Source organism: Rhizobium giardinii bv. giardinii H152 (assembly GCF_000379605.1).
GTDB classification, from domain to species: Bacteria; Pseudomonadota; Alphaproteobacteria; order Rhizobiales; family Rhizobiaceae; genus Pararhizobium; species Pararhizobium giardinii.
This window is the reverse complement of sequence record NZ_KB902746.1, coordinates 214,902-226,816: the sequence shown is the minus strand read 5'-3', so window position 1 is coordinate 226,816 and position 11,915 is coordinate 214,902. Positions and strand designations below refer to the sequence as shown.

The following is an 11,915-nucleotide window of genomic DNA, read 5'->3' as shown; positions in this document are numbered from 1 at the left end:
CCGCCTGTTTTCCACCACGCCTTTCCCTTGGCGTGGGCAGTCGAAGGAGACAAAGCTGCGGCTAAGAGCGCGATTTTTGCTGTCGCCGCAGTCGCCAGTCCGAGGAAGTGGCGCCGCGCGCGATTGGGCTGCATATTCGGTTCTTTGCCTGACATGAACTGTCCCTTTCGGAGTTGCGCTGCTTTTGGACGCTCGTGCGAGGATTGTGAGCCAAGTTGTGCTGCTTGAATATCGCCCCAAACGGGTAACCGCTGTAACTCAAAGGGAGTATTTCGGCAGCAGCAGGCTCAGATCCGCAGATGCCACTCTTACAGTTCGGTCTGATAGCTTTCGTCAACGTCCGCATTACCTTGTTTCATTGTATCCCGAAGGGAACGGAGGTCCGGGCGGCCGGCAGGCAGCTCCGTTGTTCGTGTCACTGGACGGAAGCAGTTGTGATGGAGAATCTACCGGAAGTGCATCCATCACTGTTTTGACGGATAGGGGATCACTCGGCCCTGCGAATGTGCTCAACGGTCGAGCGAGAAATGTCAGGGCTTGCCACCACAACAAGCCGACCGCGGAGAAACGCAGGTGCGACCAGACGTTCGTCAGAATCTGGATCGCCGCATCGCGACACTGTCTGAGAGGACTCAGGAACCAGGCGCGGATGTGCGATCTCGACTCGTTCACCGGCTCGTGCCCAAAAGGTAGGCTACCGTGGCGACGATAGCTACGGCGGCCAATGGCCGCTCCCTGACAATATTCCTGATATCGGCAAGGAGAGTCGGCGCTTCTTCGGCGATTTCAGGCCCGAGTGCTGTCGGATCCGGATTGACCCTGACCTGTTCCGCCTTGTCCGCGTCAGTACGGCCGGACGGGATGCTGGTAGTGGTCATCGACACGGGGTCAGAAGCCGGGAACGTATGTTCCAACCCCTTGTCGAGTTCGCCCTTTGCGGTGCGTTCTCGCTGCCTTGCCCGCTCTTGCTTCAAGGATTCCACGGCTGGCGACTTGTTTGCGTTCTCTGGCATGAGCTTGTCCTCCAATGGAATTTAATAATTCCATCAGGCGATCGAAGTTCCCCTCGGATGGCTTTGATTGTTCGGAGGGCGAGCAATCGGAATAAGGGGATAGCGTTACGGCATCGGTTACTGGCAGTGAACAAGCCGCCGATTTACATGGATGCCAAAATGACGATCTTCTTTGCCCAATGCGTTGATGTGAGGAATGCCGCACCGGTGAACTGCCGAAGTCAACGCGCTCCGACGTAGCAAGAAAATAAGTCGCCTGGCCACATGAGCTCGACGGGGATTACCTCCATGCGAAGCCTTCGTACGTCCGGACCTGACCAACGGGATAATCCCCGATATAATGCGTTATCCCGGTCGCCGCTGTTTCGCCCATTGGTTGTGCGCCGAAAGCCACAAGCATAATAAGTGATCCCACAAGACCGAGGAGGCATAGCTGACCCGCCGTCGAGCTCCAACGAGTGGCAGGTTGAACCGTAGCCTGTCTAGCTATAAAGCTTGATGTCTAAATCCGGAGACCGAGATTGACGCCTGATCCAGTGTCGAACGATGGCGAGAGCCACCTAGCGGACAACACCAACTTCCGCGTCCTGGTTCTGGGGGCAATCGGAGTTGTGTATGGCGATATCGGTACCAGTCCTATCTATGCGTTCCGTGAGGCGCTTCATGCATCCAGGCAGTCGGCCGGCGGAACCGTCACGGAAGTTCTCGGGCTTCTTTCCCTTATCGTCTGGGCGCTGACCATTGTTGTCACGGTCAAATATGTCGGCTTCGTTTTGAAGGCAGACAACAAAGGAGAAGGAGGGACGCTTTCCTTGATGACGCTTGCCCGGAACAGCCTGACCGGCCGATCTGCCTGGGTTTTGGTTCTCGGCATCATCGGTGCGTCGTTGTTTCTTGGTGATGCCATCATCACTCCGGCGATTTCCGTTCTCTCAGCCGTTGAAGGACTGGAAGTCCTTGCACCGCAGCTCGCCAATTGGGTCGTGCCGACAACGCTGTGCATCATCATCGCTCTTTTCTTCGTTCAGAGATTTGGGACCGGTCGCGTTGCATCTGTCTTTGGTCCGATCACCGCGCTGTGGTTTCTGGCACTTGGCGTCTCGGGCCTCGTCCATATCTTCGAAGCGCCAGGCGTTTTGGTGGCTCTCAATCCATACTACGGTGTCCGCTTCCTGATCGACCATTTGCATATAGCCGTTTCCGTGCTCGGTGCGGTCTTTCTGGCCGTCACGGGTGCGGAGGCCCTCTATGTTGATCTCGGGCATTTCGGCCGCCGCCCGATCGTCTTCGCCTGGTTTGCGCTGGTGTTTCCATGCCTTCTGTTGAACTATTTCGGGCAGGGGGCTTTCGTGCTGACCCATCTCGCGTCCGTCGAGCATCCCTTCTTCGAGATGCAGCCCGATTGGGCGCTGCTGCCGATGGTGGCGTTGGCCACGATGGCGACCGTCATTGCCAGCCAGGCCGTTATTTCAGGTGCATTTTCGCTCATGAGCCAGGCGATGCACCTCAACCTGCTACCCCGTTTCACAGTGCTCCACACCTCCGAAACACGGGTGGGGCAGATTTTTATGCCGCAGGTCAATTTCCTACTGCTGGTCTCGGTCGTCCTTCTGGTGATAGGCTTCAAAAGTTCAAGCGCCCTTTCCGCGGCCTACGGTATCGCAGTGACAGGGGAGATGTTGGTGACATCTGTTCTGCTTATCGTCGTGATGCGGCAGATATGGCGTTGGCGACTCATGGCCGCACTCGCGGTGATCATCCCCATTTTCATCATCGACGCCGGGTTCCTTGCCGCCAATGTCGCGAAATTCGCCCAGGGGGGCTGGGTGCCAGCAGTTGTCGCCATCTTCATCGCCTTCCTGATGCAGACATGGATATCGGGACGCAAGCTGCTGTCAGACAGAACCAAAGCCGATGACGTGCCGCTGAATTTCCTTCTCGAGAATCTGACGAAGAAGAAGCCCAACACTGTTCCCGGAACGGCGATCTTTCTGACCAGCGAAGTTGAGGGCGCGCCAACCGCTCTCCTTCACAGTCTTAAACACTACAAAGTCCTGCACGAACACAACGTAATTCTGAGCGTGGTTACATCCAGCTCGCCAGTCGTGCCCGACGACGAGAAAGTCCACTTTGAGAGCTTCAATCCGTTGTTCAGCCGCGCCGTCATCACCTTCGGTTATATGGAGACGCCCAACATCCCGAAGGCTCTCGCACTGGCACGAAAACTCGGCTGGAAGTTCGATATCATGTCGACGTCGTTCTTTTTGTCGCGCCGTACGATCAAGCCATCGGTGAAGGGCGGAATGCCGCTTTGGCAGGATCGCGTGTTCATTGCCCTTGCCCGGAATGCCAGCAACGCCACGGAATACTTTCAACTTCCGACGGGCCGTGTGGTCGAGCTCGGAATTCAGGTCACGATATGATTCAGCTCGTTCGACTTAAGGTCCAAGCGAAGGCTACGGCGATAGCCGGCCTGGGAACGAAGACGATGGCGTAAAGCCAGGCAGAGGCGACGCCAGTACATATGGCACCTCCAATACCTTCGACATCAGCGGGGCCGCGATCGATTTGGGATGATAAACGAGGCGGGGGGAGCCGGAAGCCCCGAACCGCGTTCCATTCTTCGTCGAACATCACCGGTTCCCATATTTCAGCAGCTTCAAGCCGGCGCCGAAACCCTTGCCGCCAGCGACGGACCCGCAGACCAAACCGACCGCAGGCGCAGGTCATTTGCGACGAGGCATGACAAACGGATCAAGCGCGATCCTGCCCCCGCCAAACACGACCAATGCCAACGCCATCGCCGCCCAAGGCAGATGGAAATTGGCCCAACCGTCGGGAACGGTGAGCTGGATGATCGCGGTCATCAGCAGCAAGCCGAGTGATGCGAAGCGCGTTGCAAATCCAAGGATCAGCAAAATCGGCAGGACGAGTTCTGCGATCCCGGCTGCCGCCGCCATCGCCAATGGAAACGGATAGGGAATTTCGCTGCCGAAGACATGGAGTTTGAACTCTTGCTCGAATAGAAACCTCGCACCCGGCGAAAGCGTTAGGAACCCGTCCCATTTTGTCAGGCCCGACTTGAAGAAGGGTATCGCGAGCGCGAAGCGCAGTGCCAGCAGCGGCAGCGAGGGGGGAACGGAGGCGAGCAGGCCTTCGGTGCGGATGATCAAGGCGGCAAGGACAGCGCCAGAGCCGTGTGAGGGTGCGGCTTCAGTCTTCATGGGACGTTTCCTTCATCCTGTTGGAGGGCACTGAACGCGCCGAGGCAGACAAGACCCATCAGTGCCGCCCCGAAATTGAATGCGGGGCCAGCGGCAAATGCCGCCCCGGCCGCTGCGCCAAGGGTGGCATGGTTGAACAAGGAGGTTGCAAAGATGACGTCCTGCGGCGGCAGGATATGAACTTCGACCGTCATCTCCGGCCGTGCGACCAGGACTACCTGCGGCCGCCAGTCGGCGACCGGTGTTACCATCTCCTCATGATGCGCGCTCCAGATGGAGCCGATGGGGTATTCCGACCGGATCAGGGCCGCTGAAGGGTGCGGGACGAGCCGCAAGTCCGCAAGCATTTCGGGCGCCACAGCTGCGAGTACCGCAAGTTTGATCGGCACGGCGTCCGCCGCGTAGTAACTTCGCGTCCAGGCCGCCTCGATCCGGGCGACATCCGGCAGATAGGCAAGCTTGCTCGCGGGCTGGAAGCTCGCGATGAAATCCGGGAAATCGTCGCCGTATTCGATAATCAGCGGTGAAGCCGGCTTGTGGTCCTGAGCATAGGCCCGCGCCATCGCCATGAAGAATTCCGTACCAACGAGCCGCTCCGTCACCGGAAAGCGTTGCGCCAGTGCCTTTGACAGCCCGACGAAGACATTGTTGCGGTAGACGGCGAACCGTGCTGCATCAACTTCGCCGCGTGCGGTGGTAATGCCGTCCGGTACTGGCCTGTCGGCGTGCAGCAATGCGTCGGCAAAGGCAGTCTGGCTGGCGGCGAGGTCCATCGTCATGCGGCCCGAATCCGACGTCTGGTGCGGCGGAGAGCTTCGGAGGCAAGCATTGCATCCGCGCGTGCCGCCTCCGCCAGCAATGTCGCGAAATCCGGAACGTCATTGTCCCATTCAATCAGCGTCGGTAAAGGTCCGCTGCGCGCAAGCGTGTGTTCGTAGAGCGCCACCACATCGCTCTTCACCGCAGTACCATGCGCGTCGATCAGCAACCGCTCGCCGGCGTCGTCAACGGTCTCGTCGTAGCCGGCGAGGTGGATCTCGCCAACCAACTCGACCGGGAAGCGGTCGATATAGGTGGCGGCATCGAGACGGTGGTTCACGGCCGAGACCATCACGTTGTTGACGTCGAGCAGGAGGCCGCAGGCAGTCCGCTCCGCAATAGTCGCCAGGAAGTCCACCTCATCGATCGTGCTGTCGGCAAACAGCACGTAGGTCGATGGGTTTTCGAGCAGCAGCCGTCTCCCGAGGGTCTGCTGCGTTGCGTCGATATGGTCAATGACGCGGGCGAGCGTTTCTGCGGTATAGGGCAGCGGCAACAGGTCGTTGAGAAAACCTGTGTCATGGGTCGACCAGGCCAGATGTTCGGAGAAACTGTGCGGGCGGTAGCGATCGATCAGGTCGCGCAGCCGCTTCAGGTGCTCCTTGTCGAGCCCGCGCGCCGCGCCGATCGACAAGCCGACACCGTGCAGCGACAGCGGATAGAACTGCGTGATGGCTTCCAGGTAGTGATGCGGCGGTCCACCGGCGCCCATGTAGTTCTCGGCATGCACCTCAAAGAAGCCGACATCCGGGCGATCGGCCAGAATGGCGTCGTAGTGCTGGGGCTTGAGGCCAAGGCCGGCACGCGCGGGCAAGGCGTCGGCTTGGGTTTTTGAAGCGGTCATGGCGGTTCCTCCCGATTTGCACAGTGGCGGAGGCCCGGGCAGCCGGGCCACCGCCTGACGATTAGCCCTTGATCGGCTCGAGCTTGCCCATATGACCATCGACATTCATGCTGGTGCAGGTACCGGCCGGCACGGCCTTCCAGGCATTGCCCTGGTAGTCCATTGTGGAGGTACCGGCGCAGGTCGTGCCGGCGCCGGCGGCGCAGTCGTTCTGACCCTTGAGCGCGATGCCATAGCACTTCTCGTTGCCGACCATTTTCTCAGCCGGCAACGGTGCGGCGAACGCAACCGACGCAAGAGCGGCGGCGAGCGAGCCGGCGAGGGTAAGGGTGAGCGTCGAACGGTTCATGGATGATCTCCTCTTGGAACTTCCGCGGTCCGGTCATCGGCCGCGTAACCTTCCTTTCGATCCGGTGAGGCCTTCTGTTACGCACGGCTACGAACACGAGTTCGTGATCGACAATGCGGCGGTGTTGGACAATATTTCGCGCGGCGCGTAACAAAGCGGCCTGTACGCGCGTATTGGAGAGACAAGGGTTGAACGGCGACGCCGAAAATGAACTTGCCACGTTGCTGCGCGCTGCGATCGCAGGGGACGAAAGGGCCTATGCCGAATTTCTGGGACGCACCGCCGCCATTGTGCGCGGCTTCGCGCGTCGCAAGATACAGGGCGGCGTCGATCCCGAGGACATCGTGCAGGAAACGCTTCTGGCACTTCATATGAAGCGTCATACATGGAAGACCGACGCGCCTGTCTCGCCCTGGGTTTATGCGATTGCGCGCTTCAAACTGATCGACGCGTTTCGCAAGCGCGGCCGCCACGTGGAGGTCGAGATCGGCGAAATCGCCGAGACGGTCGCTCAGCCGGAGGCCGAGACGGTGAGCGACCGCGAGATTGGTCGCGTGCTGGACGGGCTGACGGCCGGCCAGCGTTCTGTCGTTGCCGCGATTTCGATCGAGGGGCGTTCGATCGGCGAGACGGCCGCCAAGTTCGGCATGACGGAGACGGCAGTACGAGTTGCCCTGCACCGGGGTTTGCGATCGATCGCAAAGAAGTTTGGACGGAGCTGAAATGCAGACCAACGACCTCATCAATGCCCTGAGGGCAGATGCAGCAAAGCAGGCAATGCCGCTTGGCTATTCATGGTGGATTGCGATCGTCGCAGCGACAATCATTGCGGCAGGCGCCTTCTTCATCCTGATCGGGCCGCGCCCCGACTTCACCGTAGCCGCTCACACGCCCCGGTTCCTGTTCAAATTCATCGTCACGCTCGCGCTCGTCGTCGTCGCCTTTGCGCTCCTGCGGGTGTTGTCGCGTCCCGGTTCCGATGTCAGACACGTCGCGTATTGGCTCGTTCTGATGCCGATTCTTCTCGGCACTGCGGTGGCGGCCGAATTGTTCGCGGTGCCTTCTGATCAGCTGGTTACGGTCTGGTGGGGCAGCAACGTATATGTCTGCCTGACCTTCATACCACTGATCGGCCTCGGCGCGCTGGCCGTGTTTCTGGCGGCACTCCGTCACGGCGCGCCGACGCGCCCCCGCCTTGCCGGCGCCGTCGCTGGCCTGCTTGCCGGCGGCATCGCCGCAACCTTCTATGCGGCCCATTGCACCGACGATTCACCACTGTTCGTCGCAACTTGGTATTCAATCGCGATTGCCGGCCTGGTGGCGCTCGGCGCGATCTGCGGCCGCCGCGTTGCCCGCTGGTAGACGTCACGGCGCTCGTCCGATCCTGGCGCCGATGGAACGGGCTGCAAGTTTGACTGACAGACGATTGCCGAGCCATATTCGCGGCGACCGCTTGCACGGATTTTCGACGTCACTCGAGACCGTGAGTAAGTGGTTCCGTTCTGATCAGGCATAGACAAGATTAGGCGCCACGATCCACTCGCCGGGCTTGAGCACTCTCACCGAGACGGCCAGGGCGGTCGCGGAGCGCCAATCCCAGAAATCGATAGCAACTGACCCGCTCCGGCATGCTGGCCGGTTCACCGGTCGACCGTGCGCCGTACAACGTTCCTAGCCACATCCTGGAACGGGGTATCCCTAGTGGGAAGCTGCGGTCGTCGACCACCCACATGCAAACAAGGACCAGGGTATATATTGCGAACGTGTCGCCGATGGGTCACGAAGGTTGGGATACGCTTCCCCCGGAAGTGCTGAAAGCTGTGCATGCCAAAATCGGTCCGATCGCTACGCCTGACAAGACCAAATTTGCGCCGGGCCTGCTGAAGTCGCCTCGCAAGATAAAGCGCCGCATTCTGCGCTAGCTCGCCAAGGAAGATTTCGGTGCGCTCGTGCTATGCTCGACGCCTGCCGATCCGGCGCCGTCGACAATCTGATCGCTAACCGGTAAAATAGGGAAGCACCTGTTTCCATGCATACCACGGTGGCAGCCACCGACAGAGCCCAGCAGTCGGGCAACCCGCAGCAATAAATTTCACAAAGGGTATGGGAACCCAGGAAATTGCAACGCGTTTTTCCAAAAAGCCACACCGCGAGGCTATCCGAATGAACGACGTTCAGCAACTTCACGTTTACTATGATTACCGCAGCAAAACCGTCCTGGTCGAATTCGCCGATCGAAGCCACGTTCTTGCGGAACGTTTTGAAGACAACGAAAGTGCGCAGCAGGGGGCTATCCGGTACGCAGTAATGCAGTGGGGTTATCGCATGCCGGATTCGCAAAAGGAGGGTCCGGCTATGGCATTTGATCAACGAATGCGCGACGGAAGCCAGTCAGCCGGATAACCGGCTGTCGCCGGCACCGCCGGATGACAGCCTGTCGTAGAGTTCCGCATACTGTTGCGCGCTGCGTTGCCAGGGGCAGTCTGCCTTCACTGCCTGCCGCCGCAGTTGGTCAAAGGCATGATGGTGGCGAAACAGCGTGAAAGCGCGCCGGAAGGCTGTCGCAGGCCATCGGCGTCGATTGGCGAGAACTGAATTCCCGTTGCTGCCCGAGCATGCAAGGCGGCGTCGTTTGCATCGATCACTGTTTCTGAGAGCCCGCCGGACCCCGACGGCACAAGCATCGCGTCCGCACCACCGTGAAGCAGGTGTGCTATGCGTTCCTCGTAACCGATTTTCACGGCGACATGCTCCGGATAACGTCTGGCCGCCTCCCGAAACTGATCTTCGATAGGGGCGTCGCCCTGGCCGTTGATAGTTCAGCCGAGACGGCGAGAATGTCCATGAGGATGTTCCTATTCGAGCCGAGGCTTTGCGAATTTGCTCGCGGTTCCATGCAACCCGCTCGTGCCGCCTCGTGTTCCGTCAGCGGTCGTCAATTTCCGGCCATGCAAATGCGACGAAGGCGAGCCTCCTCTCAGTCGGTCTCGCGCTAGGAAGCTCGGTGTTCACATACCTCGCGGACGAATTGATAAGGACCGCGTCTCACATGGCGAAGTTTCCCCAGCTTGCGTTTGCTTGGAACAAATACCGATGGGTTTGGGTTGCAGGGCGATGAGAACACCAAGCGGAGGCAGCTGTTTGGCAAGCAACTGACCGCATCGGACACGGAGAATGCTGATGAAACGTCCAATGAAGCGCCTCTCCGATTGGAAGAGGTCAATGTTTTGGCGCCGGCAACGCAAGAACCGCCCGGAACCACAAGTCATGGTGCCGCAAGTGGTCGACCTTGCCTTGCCGAAAACGACCCGTCAGGAAATAGCAGTACCCGCTTCCATCAACGGCAGGAGCTTGGCCGATGGGCGTCCATGACGCGCTGGCGGCAGGGCGTTCGGCGATGTCACTGCCCGATGTGGCCCGGGAGACCTTCTTGGCGGCAGCGCTTGAGGTGAGGTGCCGCGTCAAATCCTCGACGGACAGCGGAACGGATTCATGAGATCTGGCGCGATTGCAATCGAACCGGGACGCTGGCAGCAATTGGGCGCCATTCCCGACACCGACGGCGTCAACTTCGCCCTGTTTTCCGCCCACGCCGAAAGGGTGGAACTTTGCCTTTTCGACGAAACCGGAGCAAACGAAACAGCCCGGCTCGAACTGCCGGAATACACCAACGAAGTCTGGCACGGTTATGTGCCCGGTTTGAAGCCCGGCGCCCTCTATGGCTACCGCGTGCATGGCCCCTACGATCCATCCGCCGGCCATCGCTTCAACCCCAACAAGCTTCTGATCGACCCCTACGCCCGCGAATTGGCCGGTGACATCGCATGGTCGAAAGTTCATTTCGGCTATGACCTCGCAAGCCAGGACAAGGACTTATCGTTTGATCAAAGCGATAGCGCCTCCAGCATGCCGAAGTGCCGCATCGTCGAACCGAACAGCTATGACTGGAAGTCAGACCGCCCTCCCGCAATACCGTGGTCCCGGACCATCTTTTACGAAGCCCATGTGAAAGGTTTCACCCAGCTTCACCCGGCCGTTCCGGAAAAACTGCGCGGCACTTTCGAGGGGCTCGCGGAAAGGGCGATCGTCGACTATTTGAGGTCTCTCGGCATTACCTCGGTCGAACTCCTGCCCATCCACTATTTTCCAGACGACCAACACCTGATCGACAAGGGTTTGCGCAACTACTGGGGCTACAACAGCCTCGCGTTCTTCGCGCCGGCGAGCCGCTACTATGGCCCGCGCGGTATGGACGGCCTTCGCGACATGGTACGGGCGCTGCATGACGGCGGTATCGAGGTCATTCTTGACGTGGTCTATAACCACACGGCCGAAGGCAACGAGCTTGGCCCCACCCTGTCCTTCAAGGGCATCGACAATTTCTCCTACTATCGCACATGGCCCGACGATCATCGCTACTACATCAACGACACGGGCACCGGGAACACCGTCAACACCTCGCATCCGCGCGTTTTGCAAATGATCATGGATTCACTGCGCTATTGGGTCGATGAGATGCACGTCGATGGATTTCGGTTCGACCTCGGGACCATCCTTGGTCGAGAACCGGAGGGGTTCGACCAGCGCGGTGGGTTCTTCGATGCGGTGACGCAGGACCCCCTGCTTGCGAATGTCAAACTTGTGGGGGAGCCCTGGGATATCGGCCCAGGCGGCTACCAGGTCGGTGGCTTTCCACCCGGCTGGGCTGAGTGGAACGACAAATACCGCGATACGATCCGTGACTATTGGAAGGATAAGAACGGGACTGCGCCCGATTTCGCCGCGAGATTCATGGGATCGGCCGATATTTACGATCGGCGCGGACGACGCCCCTGGTCCAGCGTGAACTTCATCACGGCACATGATGGCTTCACACTCAATGACCTTGTCTCATATAACAGCCAGCACAACGAGGCCAACGGCGAAGGCAATGCCGACGGCCACCGCGATAACCGCAGCTTCAATTACGGCGCCGAAGGGCCGACCAAAGACGAGGCAATCAATGACACCCGCGGCCAGCAGATGCGCAATTTTCTGGCCACCCTCCTTTTTTCGCAAGGTACGCCCATGTTGCTTGCCGGCGATGAATTCGGTCGTACTCAAAATGGTAACAACAACGGCTATTGCCAAGACAGCGAGATCAGCTGGCTGCATTGGGAGACGGAGCGCGAAAGCGCCGACGAGTTAAGAAAGTTCGTCCAGAAACTGATTGGCCTGCGCAAGCAACAGCCGCTGCTTCGTCGCGACAGCTGGCGAGACGGCACTACCGCTACCTGGGTCAATGCGGGCGGCGGGGAACAGACAGTCGAGCACTGGCTTGACGCGGGGAGCACGACGGTCGGCCTTCATCTCTGCTGCAAGGTTGTAGAGGAGGGAGCCTGGCCTGAGCTGCTGTTGATCTTCAATCCCCATGACGGTCCGGTACCCTTCAAATTGCCGCGATCCGCGTCTGGCACCTGGACCCTTGCTCTGACAACGGCAAGGGACGCGAACACCGCCTTCGAGAACCAGGACGTCCTTCAGATGCCGCCCCGCAGCCTGGTGCTTTTTGCCCCAGCCTGAGCCCGGTGAATTCGCCGAGCAACTGTTCGAACAGGTTGGCTCGAATGACCCTGGGCATGACCTCGCTTCTGCATGCGGGAACCAAACGAGCCCGGCGTCGTTTT

At 59.5% G+C, this 11,915-nt stretch carries 12 protein-coding genes and 1 pseudogene; 7 read left to right on the top strand and 6 right to left on the bottom strand.

Annotation, left to right across the window (positions count from 1 at the left end):
- Positions 1–668: 668 nt before the first annotated feature.
- Positions 669–1,013 carry a hypothetical protein gene (locus tag A3AY_RS0132945; protein WP_018329929.1) on the bottom strand — a complete coding sequence of 115 codons (345 nt, stop codon included), beginning with the start codon at positions 1,011–1,013 and terminating at the stop codon, positions 669–671.
- A 536-nt stretch (positions 1,014–1,549) separates the two neighbouring features.
- Here A3AY_RS0132945 and A3AY_RS0132940 point away from each other — a divergent pair.
- Complete coding sequence (locus tag A3AY_RS0132940; protein ID WP_018329928.1) at positions 1,550–3,436, top strand: potassium transporter Kup; 1,887 nt, start codon at positions 1,550–1,552, stop codon at positions 3,434–3,436.
- A 303-nt stretch (positions 3,437–3,739) separates the two neighbouring features.
- On the opposite strand, the gene A3AY_RS0132935 is transcribed toward A3AY_RS0132940, so the two are convergent.
- The 4 genes from A3AY_RS0132935 to A3AY_RS0132920 all read right to left on the bottom strand — a co-directional run bounded on the left by A3AY_RS0132935 (position 3,740) and on the right by A3AY_RS0132920 (position 6,249).
- Positions 3,740–4,237 (bottom strand): DoxX family protein, encoded by a 498-nt coding sequence (locus tag A3AY_RS0132935; protein WP_018329927.1) that lies wholly within the window; start codon positions 4,235–4,237, stop codon positions 3,740–3,742.
- Positions 4,234–5,016 carry an HvfC/BufC N-terminal domain-containing protein gene (locus tag A3AY_RS0132930; RefSeq protein WP_018329926.1) on the bottom strand — a complete coding sequence of 261 codons (783 nt, stop codon included), beginning with the start codon at positions 5,014–5,016 and terminating at the stop codon, positions 4,234–4,236. The genes A3AY_RS0132935 and A3AY_RS0132930 overlap by 4 nt, the downstream gene beginning before the upstream one ends.
- Positions 5,013–5,900, bottom strand: a complete 888-nt coding sequence (bufB, locus tag A3AY_RS0132925; RefSeq protein ID WP_018329925.1) for an MNIO family bufferin maturase — start codon at positions 5,898–5,900, stop codon at positions 5,013–5,015. The genes A3AY_RS0132930 and bufB overlap by 4 nt, the downstream gene beginning before the upstream one ends.
- Positions 5,901–5,961: 61 nt before the next feature.
- Entirely contained in the window at positions 5,962–6,249 is a 288-nt protein-coding gene (locus tag A3AY_RS0132920; protein WP_018329924.1) for a BufA1 family periplasmic bufferin-type metallophore, read from the bottom strand.
- Here A3AY_RS0132920 and A3AY_RS39545 point away from each other — a divergent pair.
- From A3AY_RS39545 to A3AY_RS0132895, 5 genes and pseudogenes are all read left to right on the top strand, one after another.
- Positions 6,248–6,400, top strand: a complete 153-nt coding sequence (locus tag A3AY_RS39545) for a hypothetical protein (protein WP_018329923.1) — start codon at positions 6,248–6,250, stop codon at positions 6,398–6,400. The genes A3AY_RS0132920 and A3AY_RS39545 overlap by 2 nt on opposite strands.
- 37 nt (positions 6,401–6,437) lie before the next feature.
- On the top strand, positions 6,438–6,971 hold the full coding sequence (locus tag A3AY_RS0132910; protein WP_018329922.1) for a sigma-70 family RNA polymerase sigma factor: 534 nt from the start codon (positions 6,438–6,440) through the stop codon (positions 6,969–6,971).
- 1 nt (position 6,972) lies between these two features.
- Complete coding sequence (locus tag A3AY_RS0132905; RefSeq protein ID WP_018329921.1) at positions 6,973–7,611, top strand: NrsF family protein; 639 nt, start codon at positions 6,973–6,975, stop codon at positions 7,609–7,611.
- Positions 7,612–7,954: 343 nt separating this feature from the next.
- Positions 7,955–8,257: pseudogene (locus A3AY_RS40995) on the top strand (acetate--CoA ligase); the annotation flags it as partial.
- A gap of 155 nt (positions 8,258–8,412) precedes the next feature.
- Entirely contained in the window at positions 8,413–8,652 is a 240-nt protein-coding gene (locus A3AY_RS0132895; RefSeq protein ID WP_154663367.1) for a hypothetical protein, read from the top strand.
- 86 nt (positions 8,653–8,738) lie between these two features.
- Here A3AY_RS0132895 and A3AY_RS0132890 read toward each other — a convergent pair whose 3' ends face one another.
- The gene (locus tag A3AY_RS0132890; protein WP_026204077.1) at positions 8,739–8,990 is read right to left on the bottom strand and encodes a hypothetical protein; all 252 of its coding nucleotides are present in this window, start codon (positions 8,988–8,990) and stop codon (positions 8,739–8,741) included.
- Positions 8,991–9,741: 751 nt separating this feature from the next.
- Here A3AY_RS0132890 and glgX point away from each other — a divergent pair.
- Positions 9,742–11,811 carry a glycogen debranching protein GlgX gene (glgX, locus tag A3AY_RS0132875; RefSeq protein ID WP_018329917.1) on the top strand — a complete coding sequence of 690 codons (2,070 nt, stop codon included), beginning with the start codon at positions 9,742–9,744 and terminating at the stop codon, positions 11,809–11,811.
- Positions 11,812–11,915 lie beyond the last annotated feature (104 nt).